Origin of the sequence: Micromonospora orduensis (assembly GCF_006228125.1) — a bacterium.
Classification (GTDB): Bacteria; Actinomycetota; Actinomycetes; order Mycobacteriales; family Micromonosporaceae; genus Micromonospora; species Micromonospora orduensis.
Window position 1 is genome coordinate 1 of sequence record NZ_VDFY01000155.1, and the last position, 17,609, is coordinate 17,609.

Consider the following 17,609-nt stretch of genomic DNA (forward strand, 5'->3'; position numbering starts at 1 on the left):
CCCCACGCCCCATCTGACGGAGGTGAACAGCGGTGAGCCTGCTGTCCGCACTGCTGCCGAAACGGCGGCCCGCCCTGCCCGAGTCGGCCACGATCCTGCCCGGTTCCCCGAACGCCGTCGAGGTCGACGGCCGACACGTGCGGGTCGGGGACGGCTACAGCGCCACTCTGGCCGTCGTCGGTTACCCGGCCGAGGTCGGCCCGGGGTGGGCCGAGCCGATTCTGTCCTACCCGGGCCTGGTCGACGCCGCCTTCCACGTCGAGCCGGTCCCGCCGGCGGTGGCCTCCGAGCGGCTGCGCAAGCAGCGCGGCCGGTTCGAGTCCTCCCGACGCCAGGACGCGGCCAAGGGTCGCCTCGACGATCCCGACCTCGACGCCGCCGCGGCCGACGCCGCCGAGCTGGCCACGCGGGTGGCCCGAGGTGAGGCCCGACTGTTTCGCCTCGGCCTGTACCTGACCGTCCACGGCGCCAGCGGCGCGTGCTGGGCGAGAGTCGGCTTCGGCATCTGCGCTGCCGACCAGGTACGGCTACAACGGGTCACCGGATCGTCTACCTCATCCAGCTCCCGACTGTGCGGTTGTCACGGACGGAGCCGGCGCTGAGTCGCTACGGGCATGCGAGGTACTTGGATACATCGTCGGCGGCTGCCTCCCCGCTGGTGATGCAGGCCGGGATGCCGATCCCGTCGTACGCTGCGCCGGCGAGGGCAAGACCGGGTGGCAGGCCGGCCCGGGCGGACGCGATCCGTTGGAGATGCCCGGTGCGGTACTGGGGGAGCGCATGCTCCCAACGCTGCACCCAGAACGCGATCGGTGGTGGGAGGTCGGCGTCGAGCAGCGTTCCCAGCTCGGTGTGAGCGTGCTCGGCGAGGGTGGTGTCGTCGTGTTGCAGTCGTTGCTGGTCGCCGGCATGGCCGAGCGAGGCTCTGATGATCACCGATGCGTCGGGCGGACCTGGTGCAGGCCACTTGCGGGTGACGAATGTTGCCGCCTTGACCAGCGTGCCCTCCGTCGGCGGCACGAGGAACCCGGACAGTTCCGGCAGTGGGGTGTCGGAGGGCAGCGCCATCGCGACGAGCGCGACGCTCGCATAGCTCAACGCGCCGACCACGGCGGAGCCGGAGGTGTCTCCGGCGCTGCGCAGCAGTCGCGAGGCCGCCGTGGCGGGTACGGCCAGCACCACCGCGTCGACGTCCTCGACGTGCCCGGCCGGCGCCGCAGCGAGCTGCAGCCGCCAGCCGTTCTCCGTTCGAGCCAGTCCGTGGACCGGCAGGCCGAGGTTGATGCGGGCGCCGCTCGCTGCGGCGGCTGCCTCGACGAGTCGGCTCAGCCCGCCGTTGATGGTGGCGAACATCGGTCGTCCGGGCACTCGCACGGTGCCGGCCTGTGCGGCTCGGACGGCCGCGGTGAGGGTGTGCTCGGTGCGTGCTGCCGCGGCGAGTGCTGGCATGGTCGCCGCGAGCGAGAGTTGGTCGGCTTGGCCTGCGTAGACGCCGCCCAGCAGCGGGTCGACCAGCCGGTTGACGACGTCGTCGCCGTAGCGTGCGCGGACCAGTGCGCCCACCGTGACGTCGTCGTGTGGGCCGAGCAGTGGTGTGCCGGTGTCGCGGTCGTCGCCGTCGTACGCGCGTGGGATGCCCATCAGCGTGCCGGCCGGGATCGGTTCGAGGCGTCCGCCGACGGCGAGGGCGGCCTGGACCGCTGAAGGGTGCACGAGCGCGTCGCCCAGACTGAGCCGTCGGGCGAGGTGTACGGCTGCGGACTCCGTTCCGTCCGGCGCGCCGGCCAGGAACGCCTCGGCGCCGCGTTCCACGGTCGCACCGGTCAGCTCACCGGTGCGCAACTTGCCGCCGAGCGCGCCGCTCTGCTCGTACACGATGATGTCGGTGTCCGGTGGCGCCTGGTCGCGGATCCGCACCGCCGCGGCCAGCCCGGTGATCCCACCGCCGATGATTGCTACGCGTTTGCGCATGGTTCTCGATACCTTCCAGACAGCACGGCGTTCTCGATACCTTCCAGACAGCACGGCTCTTTCGGCCGGGAGCCCTCAACGGGAACTGACGTCCTACGAGCCCCTTCGACCGGCTGTCGGTCGACACCCCGCGCCGAGGCTCGTCACCGGCTGGATCGGCGGAGTAGTCATCGGGTGGCCACGGCGGTGATGAGCACGAGCGTAGAAGCCACGATCTCGATGATGCCGACGTGTTTCGGTGTCAGCCGGTAGCGGGGAAGTGCGGCCGAGCGGACCAGCAAGAGAGCGACAACCGCGGCGATCGGGATGCTGAGGAAGGCCGCCACGCCCACCGCGAAGACGTGATAGATCACCGATGCCCAGTAGTACGACGCGTTTCCGCGTTCGCGGATCATGGTCTTGACGTAGAGGACCGTGCCGGTGAAGTACAGCAGGACAGCGGTGAAGGCCGGTACGACGTGGCTGATGCCGATGCCCGCGACGGTGGCTGCGACGAAGACCATGAGGCAGCTCTGGATGACGGAGGTGAGGTCGTTGAGCAGCGCCCGTTCACGGCGGCGCCGAGCGTAGAAGACGTTGAGGGCCAGCAGCAACGCGTAGGCGGGGGCATAGATCAGCAGTTGTGGTCGGACGGTGACAAGGAGCAGGCCGAGTGCGGCGGTGATCGGCCCGTACAGCAGCAGTTGCGGCTTGACGCGGGACAGCCGACGGGTCTTGATGGCCTGCAAGGCGTAGTAGGACAGCAGGTAGCCGGCGATCCAGGCGACGAGCAGTGGCAGGTGCGCCCAGTGGAACCCCGCGATCAGGACCCCGGTGAGCCAGGGGACGAGAAGCATGGCCCAGGCTCCGTGCTGCGGTGGAATGAACTGCCGTGCCGTCTTGCGGCGAGCTGGCGGCCTGCGGGTGGCAGTGCTGGTGCGTGCGGTTGTCATCTGGCGGTTCACCTGACCTGGATGGTGCCGCGGGCACCGCGTTCGGCGTCGACCATGACGTGGCTGACGAACGGGTAGTGGCCTGGTGCGGGCAAGACCGTTTCGATGAACCCGCCGGCTGCGGGGCTGAGGTCGAGTACCTGCGCGGCCCCGGGGTCGCTGCGGCGTAGCTGCCATTGGCCTTCCCGGTAGAGGGTATCGAAGTGGGCGCCGACGATGTGGAAGGCGCTGGTGCGGTTGGGTCCGGCGTTGAGCACCCAGATGCGCACGCGCTGGCCGGCGCGGGCGGTCAGCGGCCTGTGGGCGTACTGGGCGACGTAGCCGTTGAATACCACGCCGTCGGGTTGCTCGGCCTGCATCTTGGCCAGGTCTCCGAATTCGCCCTCCGCGCCCAGGTACAGCTCGGACTGGATCAGCACGTATTCGCGGTCCACGGCGGCCAGGTCGGGTGGGTCGATGATGACGGCGCCGTACATGCCGTTGCCGATGTGGTGCAGCATCGGCATGGTCGAGCAGTGGTACATCCAGATGCCGGCCTTGGTGGCGGTGAACCGGTAGGTGAGCCGTTGCCCGGGGTCGATCGGTCGCATGGGTTCGTCGGGGGCGAGCGCGCCGGCGTGGAAGTCGACGCCGTGGTCGATGCTGCCGTCGTTGATCAGGGTGATCTCGAAGGTGTCTCCGACGCGCCCGCGCAGTACCGGGCCGGGGGTGGTGCCGTTGAACGTCCACAACTTTTGCCGTACGCCTGGGGCGACGTCGCGCTGCACCTCTTGCACCCGCAGGTCCAGGCGGTGCAGCCGGCCGGTGGGCAGCACCGGCGCGTACGCGTCGCGGGCGACGAAGCCCTCGGCCGGTTCGGCCATCGCGTCGATGGCCGGCGTGCTGGAGCCCGGAGCGGCGGCGTGGTCGTGCCCGGCGGCTGCGGCCTGCTCGGCGGTGCCGGTACCGGTGGTGGTCACGGTCAGCCGCATGCCGGCCTGGCGGTGGCCGGGCAACGAGCACCAGCCCTCGACGGCGCTGCCGATGACGCCGGCGTCCAGGCGGGCGGTGTCGCCGCTTGCCAGGGTGGGGGATGTCGGGCCGGTGGCCAGGACGAGGTCGTGGCGGCGCCGGTCGTTGTTGGTCAGTTCGATGATCAGCCGGTCGCTGGCCGGGACGGTGATGGTGTCGGGGTGGAAGCGCATGCCGTCGGCGGTGACCGTCACGGTGGTGGTGTGCCCGTTCCAGGTCACGTCGGACGTAGCGGAGGCGAGTGTGGCCTGGGGGGTGGTGGTGTCACGGTCGTCTCCGGGCGAGCAGAATGCGGACGGCGGGGATGAGGAACTGCAGCAGGGCGGCGAGGATCAGCAGAGAGGTGGTGATCCGCACGTACGGCGGTGTAGGCAGGACGAAGACGGCCAGCGCGGCGTTGGCCATGGCCACCCGCTGGGCCCAGCGCCGGTCCAGCCGCTCGGTGCGTTCCCGCACGACGGCCGGGCCGCCACCCAACGCCACGGGCAGCAGGTATGCCATCGCCCCGAGCAGGGTCTGCGCGACGAAGCCGACCAGCAGCGGGACCAGCACGAAGCCGAAGCGGTCGGCCGCCACCGCCGCGCCGGGAGCGGACAGCAGCGTCCATGCGTCGACGCCGAGGGCGATGAGGAGCCAACCGCTGGCGGCGGCGATGGACCAGCCGGGGAAGGAGGCCGGTGTCTTGCGGCGGGCGGTCTGCACGGCGGGACGGCCGACGAGGACGACGGCGACGGCGATCAGTGCCAGCCCGCCGGCGGCCAGCGGCGGCCACCAGGCCAGCACTGCGAGGCCGAGCAGCGCGAGCCCGGCGACCGCGACCGGCAGCGCGCGGCGAGCGGCGGCGGTGGCGCCGTCGGCCATCCGGGCGCGCAGCACGGTCGGCCACAGCGTGAGCAGGGTGCCGAGCACGGTCAGCGTCACCCAGCCGAGCAGGTTGACGTGGGCGTGGAACAGCAGCAGCCGCGGCCGGCTGTGGTTGTCGGCGACGAGCATCCACGCGCCGACCGGCACACCAACCAACAATGTCGCCGCCGCGGCGACGTAGTAGTGCACGGTGACCGTGAAACGGGCCGGTAGGGCAGCCCGCAGCCGGGCGGCCAGCCACGCCAGGTGCGCGACGACCGCGGCGAACACCAGCCCGGCTCCGGCGACGCCCGGCCACGGCCGGTCGGTCGCGCCGCCGGCCAGAACACCGATCACGCCCGTGTTGAGCAGGGCGAGCCGCAGCGCCTCGCAGCGCCGGCCGGCCGTCGCGGGTGCGCGCAGCACCGCGGTGGTGAAGTGGGCGCTCCAGATCACGATGGCGTTGGTGACGGCGCCGAGCAGCAGCAGGTGGATGGCCAGCCACCGCCAGGACGGCAGGACCGGGTGGATCAGCGCGACGGCGACCAGCGCCGCCAGGTACGCCAGCGGCAGCATGCCGGCGCGGCGATGCCAGCGAGCCCGCCCGGTGCCGCCGGCACCACTGTCGGCTGCCGGCACATCCTGACCGAGGGTGAGTTTCATGACCCGGCCATCACGGCGGCCGGTCGACTCGGCGCAGCGGCTCGTGTCGCTGATGCAGGGTTCCGCCGCCGCGACACGGTGACGGCGCACGCGGCGAAAGCGAGCACCGCGACCACGTTGACGGTGCCGGCCCAGCGCCACACCTGTTCCATGCCTGCCGCGTCACCGAGACCGACGCGTACCAGCAGCGACGCGTGCAGCAGGCCCAGCGGGACATACAGCAGCCGGTGGTAGGGCAGGGGCCGGCGCAGCACGGCGGGCAGGATCACCGGGGCGTGCACGAAGATCATGGAAATGGTGAAGCCGAGGAAGACCGCGTGCAGCGTGGCGTCGTAGCGGGGACCGTCCAGGGCGGGGCCGGCGCCGGCCCACAGCAGCCCGGCCAACGCCAGCCATCCGTAGCCGGCCAGCAGGCCTGCGGCGATGTAGCGAGGCAGGTCTTTCGCTCGTACGGTGTGGCGGGCGACGTCGAAGACAACCAGCCAGGCTGTAATCGCGAGCAACCCGGCACCGAACAGGTGCGCTCCGGTCGCGGGCCACAGGGGGGTCGCGGTGGCACCGGTCAGGAGGGCGGCCAGGGCGGCCAGGAACCAGCGTTCGGCGCTGCGGTCGCGTATCGCGACGTGGGCAAGTTCGAGGCGTTCGCCGGCGATGGTCGCCACCACGAACACCACCATCCACGGCACGATCTCGGCGATCGGATATCCGGCCAGCCACAGCAGTGTCGCCGCGTACCAGCCGAACGCGCCGCAGGCCTGGGCGAGCAACGAGATGCCGGCCTGGCGCCGCCACAAGGCCCGGTAGATGCCGAGCAGCGCCACCGACGCCACCATGAGCAGCATCTTGCCGGCCAAGCTCGGTCCGGTCGTCACCAGCACCAGCGCGCCCGCGCCGGAACACGCCGGAGCCAGCATTCCCCAACGGGCGCCGAGCGCCACGGCGCGTTCCAGGGCGATCAGGGTGCCGACGAAGCCGAACACCATCAGCGGCCCGTGCACCCGCTCCACCGCCACCGCGGGAGCGGGCACCGCCGCGCCGAGCAGCAGCAGACCGGTGTACAGACCAGCCAGCAACGCCAGAGCCGCGGCGGCGAGCGCGGGCAGCCGCCACCGGACCGCCACCCCCGCCGAGCGGCTCATGACCTTTGCCCGGCCGGCCGTACCGGTGCCGGCAGGCGCACGACGCACGCGGCCGGCGCGCCGAAGGGTTCCAGCACCACGGACTCCCCGGGTACGCCGTCGCGGTCGAGGATGCCGCGGACCACCCCGAGGTGCAGTCCGCACATGGCGTCGGGACTCTGACCCACCAGCTCCAGGAAGGGGCAGGTGTACAGGTTCACCTGCGCGCCGTCACCGCTGTCGGGCGGCTCCCGGCGAGGGCTGAAGCCGAGCCCGTCCAGCACCGTGATCACCGAGTCGACCGGATCATCGTGGTCGGGACTCGCCTCGGCCAGGTGCCGGCCCCATCCCTGACCCACCTCGGCCGCAGCCTCGCGGACATCGCCACCGCTGCCGGACAGATGCTCCAGCAAGGCGGCGGCCAACGCCCGGTACGGCGCCGGCGCCGGGTCCGCCGCCGCCGCCCGGTACCGCCACGCGGGGCGGCCCGGCTGACCACCGCTGGCCCGTGCCTTCACCAGCAACCCGGCCTCGGTGAGCCGGTCCAGGTGCGCGCGGGTCGTGGACAGATGCTGCCCGGTCCGAGCCGCCACCTCAGCGGCCGTGACACCGCCCTCGGCCGCCCGCACCAACCGCAGGATCGTCACCCGGCTGCTCGAACCCAGCGCCCGGTGGCGCGGCGTGTCGATTGTCTCGCCACTGGGGCCTGTCCGCTGTGTTTCCATGATGGTTAACGTTATAACGCCGAACGGCATCAAAACCCTGGGAGGGTTCCATGTCACAGTCCGACCCCGTCGACGACCAGCAAGCCGCGCAGGCCGTCGTACGCCACCACAGCGAACTCGCCGCCACCCTGAACGGTCATGTCACCCGGTTGATCACCGCCGCCGACGCCGGCATCCTGCGGCAGGTATGGGCCCACCGCGACGAGCTGACGACGTGGCTGCATGACGAGCTGCTGCCGCACGCCTACGCCGAAGAGGCGTCGCTGTACCCGGCCGCCGCCGACCTGCCGGCCGGGAAACTGCTCGTCGACGGCATGCTCGGTGAACACCGCGTCATCGCCGCCCTGGTAACCGACCTGGAAACCGCAGCGTCTCCGGTCGTGGCGGCAGCCACCGCCCGCGCCCTGCAGGCGGTTTTCGCCAGCCACCTCGCCAAGGAGAACGACCTGGTCGTGCCGTTGCTGGTCGCCGCCGACGAGGTGTCGCTGGCCGGGCTACTCGACGGCATGCACGACATCATCGGCGCGGAAACCGAAGCCGGGGCCGCCGGCGGCTGCGGCTGCGGTGGTTGCGGCTGCGGCGGCGACGCCCCCGGCGCGGCGGACGGCGAGGCGCCGCCGCTTGCTATCGATCCTCGGCTCGACGTCCGCGACCTGCCGCACGACCAGCGACACGCCCGCGTCCTCGCCGCCCTCGACGCCCTGCCCGCCGACGCCGCGCTCGTCCTGATCGCCCCGCACGCTCCGCTGCCGCTTCTCGCCGAGATCGACAGCCGCTACGCGGGACAGGTGGCCGGGCAATGGCTGCAGAACGGTCCGGATGTCTGGCAGATCCGCCTGCACCGCCAGCCCGTCCCAGCCTGAACCGCCTCCACGGCCGTGCCTGGGCGGTGAGCGGACCGCCCAGGCGCCTCGGTGCGGTTGTTGCCCGGCACCGACCGGAGGCGGTGCAGCACCGGTGTTCATCGACCAGTCACCGGTGTGGCTGAGTGTTCGGCCCGGCGGCTTCCGTGGTGCCTACCACGCGATGCCGGGGCATGTGCGGGGCTGCCTTCGGCGTTGGTCATGGTGACGCTTCATCGGCCCGTTCCTGGAAAGGCTGCTCATGTGTGAGTACTGCGGCTGTCAGTCCGTCACCGCGATCGACGAACTGACGCGCGAACACGACATGGTCGTCAACATGATCGGGGACGTGCGTGCCGCCCACACCGCCGGTGATGTCGCCACGATGGCTGAGTCCGCGCGCCGGATCGCCGCCGTTCTGGGTCCGCAAACCGAGAGCAAGACGGTGTCTTCCCGGCAGCGCTGACCACCCTGAGCGGCGCCGACTGGGACAGCGTCGACGCTGTCCGTACCCGAGCGGGCAGCCTTCTTCCGGCCGGCCCAACGGTCGGTGACCGGCGATAGCACGACGCCCCGACGGCTATTTGCTTCGAGAACGCCGCCCGGCCCATCGAGCGACTGAGGGCGGATGCGTCTCCGTGGACCTCACTCGTTCGAGGGCAACAGGACCTCGGACAGTGGGCGCCGGGGCGTGGCGGCGGCGGGACGGCCGTACCCGATCCGCAGAACCATCTGCGCCCAGCGGCCCTTGGCCGTGTCGCTCAGCTGCGTACGGATCGCGGGGATCTCGACGGGCTGGCTGATCGGTGTGGTGGCGAGGTTGAGCCAGGTCGCGGTCAGAAGGACCCGCTGCAGTGCCTGCCCGGCACGGACCCAGTCCGTGCGGACATCGCCGACAGTGGTCAGCACCATGATGGTCGGATGGGTCTCGAACGTTTCGGGCGCCCTGGTGAGATGGGGTTGCAGCAACCCGAAGTCGCGGATGGGCATGATCTCCATGGCGTCCCAGGGGCCGATCGCCGATGGGGGTACGCCGTCGTGATGCTGGGTGCGGTGGGTGGTCCAGCGGGCCAGCTCCGCGCGGTATCCGCCCGTGGCTCGTTGCCGGCGGTCGGCGGCCTGAGACAGGCCGATGATCGCGTTACGGCTGACCGGATTGGCCACCGTCAGTACGGCGGCCTCGTGCCGGGCGGCGTCGATCAGCTGCTCGAGCGTGTCGGCGGGGAGTGAGGAGGAGGTGAACGGGTACCGGTTGGTGTGCCGGTGCGGAATCGCTGCGACGAGAGACTCCTCGGCAGAGCTGAGCGGTGCGGGATGTCCGACGGTCACCCGCGCCACCAGGTCCGGCTGCCCATCATCGGGAAAGATGCCGATGTCCGCCCGGTGGCCGGCCCCGCGCAGTGCCAGGGCCAGGGTGAGGACAGCCGCGCCGACGCTGATCAGCAGTTCCCGACCGGTCGGGTCGAGGACCTCCAACTGCCGGCGCGGGTCGGCGTACACGTCGACCACGCCTTCGCGGATTCGGAACAGCCATGGCTGGCTGTTGTGCAGCGACGGTGCCGTGGTAGCCGACCGGACGCAGCCCTCTATCGTCTCCCGCGTGGGCCGTGGAGGTGGGATGTCACCCGGCGGTGCGGTGCGTCTGTCGGTCATAATCTCTCCTATGGCCGGACGCCGGCGTCCCGCCGTGACTAGGGCTGCCGTCTCGCGTTGCGTCGGTCGTGGCCGACTGCCCAGGTGTCGATCACTCTGCCGTTCCGACGGTCGGTCACCTGAGCATCGGCGTGAGTTCCCAGCTACAGGAAGGGCCTTTCGACCCTATGCCGGGGCACACCGCGACATTCGTGTAGCGATCGCGTCGGGTGCTACCCCGCCCGGACGAAGCTGCCACGCCCTATCTCGGTGAGGTGTCCGATAAGAAGCGTGCCGGGCACGATGTAAGTAACCCACCTGTGGTCGACGTTTCCCGGGCTGAGGCTGCGATCGTGGCCGGTGTGACCGTGGTATCACGACGGGTTTGCACCCTTCAGAGCTGTTGCGTGGACCCGATCTATGGCGTTGCGATCGCGCGTACCGCGGTGACCAGCCGGTGGACGTGTTCGCCGCTGGTGCCCGCGCCCAAGCTCGCGCGTATCGCAGTGCTCGGCGCTGCGGTATGAGCGTCGAGGAGGTGGCGGGTCAGCGGGTGGGCGCAGAACAGCCCGGCGCGTACCCCGATGCCGTGCTCATCGGCCAGCCGCCGGGCGACCTGCGCGGAGTCGAGCCCGTCGATGGTGAAGCTGACGATCCCGACGCGCGGATGCTCAGGGGCGAACAGCCGCAGTTCCCGCACACCGGGGACGGCGGCGAGTCCGGCGCGCAACTCGCCGAGCAGGTGCTGTTCCTGCACCAGCAGGGCCTTCCAGTGCAGCGGGGTCAGGGCGGCACACACGGCGGCGAGCGCCACCGCACCGAGTAGATTCGGGGTGCCGGCCTCGTGCCGGGCAGGACCCACGGCCCAGGACGCCGTGCCGACAGAATTCACCTGGGTGGAGGCGCCGCCGCCACGCAGGTACGGCTGCGCCGCGTCGAGCCAGTCGGCGCGCCCGGCGAGGACTCCGGCGCCGAACGGTGCGTACAGCTTGTGCCCGGACACGGCGATGTAGTCGACGTCGAGGTCGGCGAGGCTGACCGGTTGGTGCGCGGCGAGCTGCGCGGCGTCGACGGCCACCCGGGCGCCGTGCCGGCGGGCGACCCGGGCGATGTCCGCGACCGGCCAGACCTCCCCGGTGACGTTGCTGGCCGCGGTGATCGCGACCAACGCCGGGCCGTGCCGGTGCAGGGCCTGGTCGATCGCCGCGACGGCCTCGTCCGGACTGCTCGGCAGTGGCAGGCGCACCACTGTTCGCCAGGGCAGCAGGTTGGCGTGGTGTTCCGCGACGAACGTCACCACCACGGTGTCGGCCGGCACGGCGCCGGCGAGCAGGTTCAGCGCGTCGGTGGTGTTACGGGTGAAGACGACCTCGTCGCCGGGGCGGCAGCCGAGGAACCGGCACACGGTTTCCCGGGCCTGCTCGTACGCCTGCGTGCACCGTGCGGACAGCACACCCGCCCCCCGGTGGACGCTGGCGTACGACGGCAACAGCCGGTTGACCGCATCGGCAGCGGAGACGGCGCACGGCGCGGTCGCCGCGATATCGAGGTTCGCGTACGGCACCGTCCGGTTACCGGTCACCGGCACGGTGATATCGGCTCCCAGCACCGGCAGCGGCACGGGCGACGGGGCAGGGCTCACCGGAGCAAGGCTCACCGGGGTAGGAAGCGGTGGCATGGCGACTCCACAAGGTGTCCGGGACCGGCACATCCCGGTCCGCGCTTGTCCCGCCTGTGTTGGCGGGACCAGGTCGTCCCCGGAGGCACCCCGCCGCGGTAGGAGGGTTGCCGGCCAGCAAGCCGGGGCTTGTCGCTGGCACTCGTGACCGTCATCCACACTACGGTGACCCGTTGCGGCGGCGGCAGGGCCGACAGTCCCCAGGAGATCGGGGTACAACGGCCCGGTCTGCGTGGGTTGTGCGGGCCGGGCGGGTGCCGCTGACGCCGGTCTGGCGACCTCATGGTCCGGTGGGTGTCCGCGGTGCGGTGAGCAGGTACCGAATGACGTCGGCGGCGGTGTAGTGGTCGCTCTGCCGGGTCAGGTGGGGCAGAAAGGCGACGTCCTGGCCGAGGGTCACCAGCGGTGGCTCGAGGTAGCCGTCGGCGCGGCGCTGGCCGAGGCCCACCGTGGCGACCAGGCCGTTGCACAGGCATCGGCTGTCGACGGTGTCCTCGACCGTTCCGCCTTTGCGCACGTACTCGTCGACCGGCTCTGCCGGGCAGCGGTGGCCGACCGTGCCGTCGTCGCGGCGAAACGGGGTGCGCAGGTAGCCGAGGTCGCACAGTCGGGGCCGGTCGGCGTAGACCTGGTCGTCGGCGACGGTGCCGGGCAGGGACACCATCTTGAACGGGAACCCCGTCGGGGACGCCCGGACGTCGTTGCGCACCACCAGCGTTCGCTCGGCCGCTTCTCGCAGCAGCTGTCGTTTCAGGTTGTCGTCGAGGCCGGATTCGCGGCACAGCGCGAACGCGGTGCCGACCTGGACGCCCGCCGCGCCCGCGGCGCGGGCCGCGAGCAGCTGTTCCGGGCTGCTCTGGCCGCCGGCGAGCCAGAACGGCAGGTTCAGCGCGGCGACCTTCGACAGATCGATGTGGTCACGCGGGCCGTACACGGGCTCGCCGTCGTCGTCGAGGGCGAGCCGGCCGCGCGGCCGGGCGCTGTGCCCACCGGCGACCGGTGCCTCCAGGACGAAGCCGTCCGGGCTGGTCACCGGGTCGCGGGCGAGGTAGAGGGCCAGGGTGGCGGAGGAGACGATGGCCAACAGCCGGGGCCGACGCAGAGGGCTCGGCGTCTCACCCAACACCTCTTGCGGGTCGAGGGTGACGTGGTGGTCGTCGCCCGGTAGAGCGCCATGCACGGTCACGGACAGCCGGACCGGCTGGTGCACGGCGAGCGCGTCCAGCAGGCGGGGGATCTCGGTGGGCAGGCCCGCACCCATCAGGACGAAGTCGACGCCGGCGAGCATGGCTCCGTACACCGCGGCCGGGGTGGCCGTTTGGATCTTCTCCAGGTAGTTGACCCCGACGGGACCGTCATGGCCTTGCTTGGCGAGGAACACCTCGACGAAGTTGGCGATGACGCTCAGTTGCTGCGCCTGGCGGCGGGACCGCAGGCTGAGTTTGGGCACCGGACGCATCGGACGGTCGGGGGGCGACCCTCCGGCAACGAAATAGCGGTCCAGTACCGCCTGCGCCAGCGCGGGCACCGGGAACCGGGCCAGGGCGCGCCGGACATGGCCGCCGTCGTCGCCGGTCTGCAGGCGACGCGCGAGCAGGGCGTCGAGAGCGACGCCGGAGACCACTCCCAGCTGCCCGGTGCGGGCCACGGCCTGGGCCAGCTGCCAGCTGGAGACGCCGACGCCCATCCCGCCTTGAATGATCGCCGGGGGACGGCTCGGGTGAGGAACCGCATTCGAGGCGCTCACCGGCACCGGTCCGCGGTTGACACGGCGGTCGGCACGGGCGGGCTGCCGGTCGTCTCGAGTGTTGGGGCTGGACCCGTACGCACCGCCATGGTGTTTGCCATCCTTGCTCTCCCGTCCTCGCCCTGGCGGCATCGGCTGTCTCCTGACGCCGGTCCGATGGGGCCGTTCGCAGCCTGCGGACACTCGCGGTGGCGCTGGCAGAGGCATAGGTCCTGTCAAGTGGGTGATCTTCGTGTCCCGGGCCTGGAGAGCCGGGACCACGGGCCGGTAGACGGCCGGCCCGGCGTCGCTGACCGCCCGGCGTTGTTGCCGTGACGGGACCTTGGACCCTGATCGGGACTGTTGTGCCGCTCTAGGGTCGGCTGCATGGAGGAACCGAGCGTCGATCGCCCGTTGGCGGGTCGCCGGTTCGCTGTGCCGATGAGCGGCCGGCATGTGCGCCGTGTCTTCGACGAGTGGTGTCGGCTTCCCTGACAGGTCACCTGATGCTGCCCGCGTGTGGTCTACGCCGGCCGCACCCGTCGTCACGGCCGATGAACCCTTGACGCGGCTCGTAACTGCCATCAGCACTCACCTGCCACCGTGGTGTGGCTATCACCTCCTCCAGAGGAACGCCCGTGTTCGAAGACATCCGCGCGGCATGCCGCCGCGATCCTGCCCTGTCCGGCATCGCTGTACTTGAAGTTCTGCTCTACCCGGGTGTGTGGGCGGTGTGGGCCCACCGGGTCGCGCATCGCCTGCATCGGTGCGGGATACCGCTGTTTCCGCGGATGGTGTCGCAGGTGATGCGGCTGTTCACCGGCATCGAGATTCATCCCGGTGCCCGGATCGGCCGCCGATTGTTCATCGACCACGGCGCCGGTGTGGTGATCGGGCAGACCGCGTGTATCGGTGACGACGTCACGATGTACCACCAGGTCACCCTCGGCGCCCGGGGCTGCCCAGCCGACAGCACGGCCGTCCAGCGTCATCCCATCGTCGGAGACCGGGTCGTGCTCGGCGTCGGCGCGACCCTGCTGGGCCCGATCCGGGTCGGCGCCGACGTCCACGTGGGGGCGCACTGCCTCGTCACCTCCGACGTTCCGGCCGGTCGCCGACTGCGTGCACCCACCGCCACCACCCAGCCCCACCACGGCGGTTCCCACCCCGTGCCCAGCCCAGTCAGGGAGCCAGCATGATCTACCACAACGTGACCGAGCTGATCGGAAACACCCCCATGGTGCGGCTGACCCGCTTCGCCGCCGACCTGCCCGCCCGCCTGCTGGCCAAAGTGGAGTCACAGAACCCGGGCGGCAGCGTCAAGGATCGCATCGCGCTGGCCATGATCGAGGCCGCCGAAGCCAGCGGCGAACTCACCGCCGGCGCGTCGATCGTGGAGGCCACCAGCGGTAACACCGGCATCGGCCTGGCCGTGGTCGCCGCCGCCCGTGGCTACCGCCTGACCCTCACCATGCCGGAGAGCATGAGCGCCGAGCGGCGGGCCGTGCTCTCCGCCTACGGCGCCCACCTGGTCCTGACGCCTGCGGCTGAGGGGATGACCGGCGCGGTCCGCCGGGCCTGGGAGATCGCCGACGAACAGCGGGCCTTCCTACCGCGCCAGTTCGACAACCCGGCCAACCCCGAAGCGCATCGCCGCAGCACGGCGCAGGAGATCTGGGCGGACACCGACGGCGACATCGACGTGCTCGTCGCCGGCATCGGCACCGGCGGCACCATCACCGGCGTCGGGCAGATCCTCAAGGAGAAGAACCCGGCCCTGCGGGTCGTCGCCGTCGAACCGGCCGAGTCGCCGGTGCTGTCCGGCGGCGCCGCCGGCCCGCACGGCATCCAGGGCATCGGGGCCGGGTTCGTGCCTGAGGTGCTCGATCCCACGGTCTATGACGAGGTCGTCCGCGTCGACGTGGATCAGGCCCGCGCCGCCGCGCGCCGGCTGGCGCGTACCGAAGGGCTGCTGGCCGGGGTGTCCAGCGGGGCGGCCTTGCACGCCGCCGTGGCGGTCGCCCGGCGGCCGGTGCATACCGGCGCCACTGTGGTGGTGCTGCTGCCCGACACCGGTGAGCGCTACCTGAGCACGCCGTTGTTCACCGTCGAAGGCTGAGCCGCGGAATCCCGGCGACACGGGCACAACGGCCCATGCCCGGCCCGAAGTGTGTGCTTAGCCTACCTAACAATGTCGGTCCGGTGCGATCGATCGCTCAAGTCGGGGGTTGTGGATGACCAGCACACGGTATGCCGGGCGGCGGCGTGGCACGAAGGTTCCGTCCGTCGTGCGAACTCTGGCCGACCTGACACCCGGTTCCCGGGCGACCGTCATCGGCGTCGTCGCAGCGGCCGCGGCTACCGTGGAGCGGCTGGTTGACCTCGGGTTCACCGTGGGCACTCTGGTGCAGGTGGTGCGCCGGGCGCCGCTGCGGGATCCGGTGATCTACCGGGTGAAGGACTACGAGGTATGTCTGCGTCGGGCGCAGGCGGCGTGCGTGCAGGTGTCCGAGGCGGACCGGTGACTGCCGCCTGCCACGACGGCGGCGCCGGCACGGTCGGTGCCGGGGTGTCGCGGATCGCGTTGATCGGTGCCCCGAACGCGGGCAAGACAAGCGTCTTCAACGCGCTGACGGGACTGCGCGGCAGGACCGGCAACTATCCCGGCGTCACCGTGTCGCGGTGCGTGGGCGTCTGCCGGGTGGGCCGGGACCGGTTCGTCATCGAGGACCTGCCGGGCTCGTACGGCTTGGAGCCGGTCAGCCCGGACGAGCAGATCATGGTCGACGTCCTTGATGGCCGCCTCGACGGGGTCGAGCGTCCGGACGCGTTGCTGGTCGTGGTCGACGCCACCACGTTGCGCCGGTCGCTGGGGTTCGTCGGGCAGGTCCTGGCCCGCGGTCTGCCGGCCGGTGTGGTCGTGACCTTCGTCGACGACCTGGCCCGCCGCCAGGGAGCACTGGACGTCGAGGCTCTCGGCCAGGCACTGGGGGTGCCGGTGTTCCCGGTGGTCGGGCACCGCGGTCACGGGATCACGCAGCTGCGTGCGGCGCTGGCCGGCTGGCCGGCGTGGCCGGTGCCGGTGCTCGCCCCGCCGGCCGACCCGGTCGAGCGCGACGCGTGGGTGGAGTCGGTCCTGGCCTTCGCCGGCTACCGTGCCGCCGAGCAGCATCGGGTGACGCAGCGGGTCGATGCCGTGTTGCTGCATCCGGTGTGGGGCACGCTGGTGTTCTTCGCGGTGATGGTGCTGTTCTTCCAAACGCTGTTCACCCTGGCGGCGCCGCTGCAGGACGCGGTGGAGGCCGGCTTCGGCCGGTTGTCGGCCCTGGTGGCAGAGCACGTCGACAACCGCTGGCTGGCGTCGCTGCTCGGGGACGCACTGATCGGCGGGGTGGGCGGCGTCCTGGTCTTCGTCCCGCAGATCATGCTGCTGTTCCTGCTCGTGTCGCTGCTCGAAGGCGTGGGCTACATGTCCCGCGCGGCGTTCCTGATGGACCGGGTGATGGCCCGCGCCGGGCTGGAGGGCCGGGCGTTCGTCGCGCTGCTGTCGTCGTTCGCCTGCGCGATCCCGGGCATCATGGCCACCCGCACCTTGCCGTCGGCCCGGGACCGGATCGCCACGATGATGGCGGCCCCGCTGATCACCTGCTCCGCACGATTGCCGGTCTACGTCCTGCTGATCGGCCTGCTGGTGGACGAATCGGCGCGGGTCGGCCCGTTCGGCACCCAGGGGCTGGTCATGTTCGGCATGTACCTGCTCGGCGCCGTCTCGGCGATGCTGGCAGCCTGGGCGTTCACCAAGCTCGGCGACCGCGGTGGCGCGCTCCTGCCGTTCTATCTGGAGATGCCGCCCTACCGGCTGCCCGCCCCGCGGTCGGTGCTGATCGCGGTGTGGAGTTCGGCCGGGTCGTTCCTCCGCAAGTGTTCCACCATCATCGTCGCCACCACGATCGCACTGTGGCTGCTGCTGAACCTGCCGCTGCACTCCGCTGCGCAGACCCACGCCGCCGGCGTGGACACGGCGACCCGGTCGCCGTGTCCGCCTACACCGTCGACCACAGCTACGCGGCCGATCTCGGCCGTCTGGTGGCACCGGTCTTCGACCCGCTCGGGTTCGACTGGCGCGTCAACGTCGGCGTGCTGTCGGCCCAGTCGGCCCGGGAGACCTTCGTCGCCACCCTCGGTCTGGTGGCCGCCGCCGAGGACCCGGAGGACCCGGCCGCCGCGCTGCGTGACATGACCTATCCCGACGGCCCGCGCGCCGGGCAGCGCGTCTTCACGCCGCCCACGGTCGCCGCGCTGCTCGTCTACTTCGCGTACGCGATGCAGTGCATGGCCACCGTCGGCGTGATCCGGCGGGAGACCGGCACCTGGAGGTGGCCCGCGGTCGCCTTCGGCTACCTCACCGTGACGGCCTGGCTGATGGCCTACCTCGCCAGGACGGTCACCGGCCTGGTCACCGGGTAGT

14 protein-coding genes, 2 pseudogenes and 1 riboswitch are annotated in these 17,609 nt (G+C 71.4%); of the genes and pseudogenes, 7 read left to right on the forward strand and 9 right to left on the reverse strand.

Going from position 1 to position 17,609, the window contains the following annotated elements; translation table 11 throughout:
• Positions 1–32: 32 nt before the first annotated feature.
• Positions 33–479 (forward strand): annotated as a pseudogene (locus tag FHG89_RS14855) (conjugal transfer protein TraC); the annotation flags it as partial.
• 127 nt (positions 480–606) lie between these two features.
• Here the strand turns inward: FHG89_RS14855 and hemG are convergent.
• From hemG to FHG89_RS14880, 6 genes are all read right to left on the reverse strand, one after another.
• The gene (hemG, locus tag FHG89_RS14860) at positions 607–1,971 is read right to left on the reverse strand and encodes a protoporphyrinogen oxidase (RefSeq protein ID WP_139584980.1); all 1,365 of its coding nucleotides are present in this window, start codon (positions 1,969–1,971) and stop codon (positions 607–609) included.
• 167 nt (positions 1,972–2,138) lie between these two features.
• Positions 2,139–2,903 carry a YwiC-like family protein gene (locus FHG89_RS14865; RefSeq protein WP_139584981.1) on the reverse strand — a complete coding sequence of 255 codons (765 nt, stop codon included), beginning with the start codon at positions 2,901–2,903 and terminating at the stop codon, positions 2,139–2,141.
• A gap of 8 nt (positions 2,904–2,911) precedes the next feature.
• Positions 2,912–4,135, reverse strand: a complete 1,224-nt coding sequence (locus tag FHG89_RS33325) for a multicopper oxidase domain-containing protein (RefSeq protein ID WP_244295457.1) — start codon at positions 4,133–4,135, stop codon at positions 2,912–2,914.
• 43 nt (positions 4,136–4,178) lie between these two features.
• Positions 4,179–5,420 carry a hypothetical protein gene (locus FHG89_RS33330; RefSeq protein WP_208760976.1) on the reverse strand — a complete coding sequence of 414 codons (1,242 nt, stop codon included), beginning with the start codon at positions 5,418–5,420 and terminating at the stop codon, positions 4,179–4,181.
• Positions 5,417–6,559 carry a hypothetical protein gene (locus FHG89_RS14875; RefSeq protein ID WP_244295459.1) on the reverse strand — a complete coding sequence of 381 codons (1,143 nt, stop codon included), beginning with the start codon at positions 6,557–6,559 and terminating at the stop codon, positions 5,417–5,419. The genes FHG89_RS33330 and FHG89_RS14875 overlap by 4 nt, the downstream gene beginning before the upstream one ends.
• Positions 6,556–7,263 carry a helix-turn-helix transcriptional regulator gene (locus FHG89_RS14880; protein ID WP_139584982.1) on the reverse strand — a complete coding sequence of 236 codons (708 nt, stop codon included), beginning with the start codon at positions 7,261–7,263 and terminating at the stop codon, positions 6,556–6,558. Before FHG89_RS14880 ends, FHG89_RS14875 begins: the two co-directional genes overlap by 4 nt.
• 50 nt (positions 7,264–7,313) lie before the next feature.
• Between FHG89_RS14880 and FHG89_RS14885 the strand changes: the two genes are divergently transcribed.
• Entirely contained in the window at positions 7,314–8,126 is an 813-nt protein-coding gene (locus tag FHG89_RS14885) for a DUF2249 domain-containing protein (RefSeq protein ID WP_139584983.1), read from the forward strand.
• Between the two features lie 241 nt (positions 8,127–8,367).
• Positions 8,368–8,571, forward strand: a complete 204-nt coding sequence (locus FHG89_RS14890; protein ID WP_208760977.1) for a hypothetical protein — start codon at positions 8,368–8,370, stop codon at positions 8,569–8,571.
• A gap of 179 nt (positions 8,572–8,750) precedes the next feature.
• On the opposite strand, the gene FHG89_RS14895 is transcribed toward FHG89_RS14890, so the two are convergent.
• The 3 genes from FHG89_RS14895 to FHG89_RS14905 all read right to left on the reverse strand — a co-directional run bounded on the left by FHG89_RS14895 (position 8,751) and on the right by FHG89_RS14905 (position 13,102).
• Positions 8,751–9,758 carry an Acg family FMN-binding oxidoreductase gene (locus FHG89_RS14895; RefSeq protein ID WP_139584984.1) on the reverse strand — a complete coding sequence of 336 codons (1,008 nt, stop codon included), beginning with the start codon at positions 9,756–9,758 and terminating at the stop codon, positions 8,751–8,753.
• Positions 9,759–10,155: 397 nt separating this feature from the next.
• Positions 10,156–11,415 carry an aminotransferase class V-fold PLP-dependent enzyme gene (locus FHG89_RS14900; protein ID WP_139584985.1) on the reverse strand — a complete coding sequence of 420 codons (1,260 nt, stop codon included), beginning with the start codon at positions 11,413–11,415 and terminating at the stop codon, positions 10,156–10,158.
• A 36-nt stretch (positions 11,416–11,451) separates the two neighbouring features.
• Positions 11,452–11,565: riboswitch (SAM riboswitch) on the reverse strand.
• Positions 11,566–11,695: 130 nt separating this feature from the next.
• Positions 11,696–13,102, reverse strand: coding sequence for a nitronate monooxygenase (locus tag FHG89_RS14905; RefSeq protein WP_139584986.1), 1,407 nt, complete (start codon positions 13,100–13,102; stop codon positions 11,696–11,698).
• A 677-nt stretch (positions 13,103–13,779) separates the two neighbouring features.
• Between FHG89_RS14905 and epsC the strand changes: the two genes are divergently transcribed.
• From epsC to feoB, 4 genes and pseudogenes are all read left to right on the forward strand, one after another.
• Positions 13,780–14,340: a serine O-acetyltransferase EpsC gene (gene epsC, locus FHG89_RS34440; RefSeq protein WP_425280177.1), complete on the forward strand. Its 561-nt coding sequence runs from the start codon at positions 13,780–13,782 to the stop codon at positions 14,338–14,340.
• Entirely contained in the window at positions 14,337–15,260 is a 924-nt protein-coding gene (cysK, locus tag FHG89_RS14915) for a cysteine synthase A (protein ID WP_139584987.1), read from the forward strand. The genes epsC and cysK overlap by 4 nt, the downstream gene beginning before the upstream one ends.
• Positions 15,261–15,429: 169 nt before the next feature.
• Positions 15,430–15,666, forward strand: coding sequence for a FeoA family protein (locus FHG89_RS14920; RefSeq protein ID WP_244295463.1), 237 nt, complete (start codon positions 15,430–15,432; stop codon positions 15,664–15,666).
• Positions 15,663–17,608 (forward strand): annotated as a pseudogene (gene feoB / locus FHG89_RS14925) (ferrous iron transporter B). The gene FHG89_RS14920 and the pseudogene feoB overlap by 4 nt, the downstream one beginning before the upstream one ends.
• Position 17,609: the final 1 nt, after the last annotated feature.

Coding starts and splice junctions, on each gene's coding strand:
- FHG89_RS14890 (WP_208760977.1), top strand. CDS start 8,368: ATGTGTGAGTACTGCGGCTGTCAGTCCGTCACCGCGATCGACGAACTG.
- FHG89_RS14865 (WP_139584981.1), bottom strand. CDS start 2,903: ATGACAACCGCACGCACCAGCACTGCCACCCGCAGGCCGCCAGCTCGC.
- FHG89_RS14875 (WP_244295459.1), bottom strand. CDS start 6,559: ATGAGCCGCTCGGCGGGGGTGGCGGTCCGGTGGCGGCTGCCCGCGCTC.
- FHG89_RS14905 (WP_139584986.1), bottom strand. CDS start 13,102: ATGGGCGTCGGCGTCTCCAGCTGGCAGCTGGCCCAGGCCGTGGCCCGC.
- FHG89_RS14885 (WP_139584983.1), top strand. CDS start 7,314: ATGTCACAGTCCGACCCCGTCGACGACCAGCAAGCCGCGCAGGCCGTC.
- FHG89_RS33330 (WP_208760976.1), bottom strand. CDS start 5,420: ATGAAACTCACCCTCGGTCAGGATGTGCCGGCAGCCGACAGTGGTGCC.
- FHG89_RS14895 (WP_139584984.1), bottom strand. CDS start 9,758: ATGACCGACAGACGCACCGCACCGCCGGGTGACATCCCACCTCCACGG.
- hemG (WP_139584980.1), bottom strand. CDS start 1,971: ATGCGCAAACGCGTAGCAATCATCGGCGGTGGGATCACCGGGCTGGCC.
- FHG89_RS14900 (WP_139584985.1), bottom strand. CDS start 11,415: ATGCCACCGCTTCCTACCCCGGTGAGCCTTGCTCCGGTGAGCCCTGCC.
- cysK (WP_139584987.1), top strand. CDS start 14,337: ATGATCTACCACAACGTGACCGAGCTGATCGGAAACACCCCCATGGTG.
- FHG89_RS14880 (WP_139584982.1), bottom strand. CDS start 7,263: ATGGAAACACAGCGGACAGGCCCCAGTGGCGAGACAATCGACACGCCG.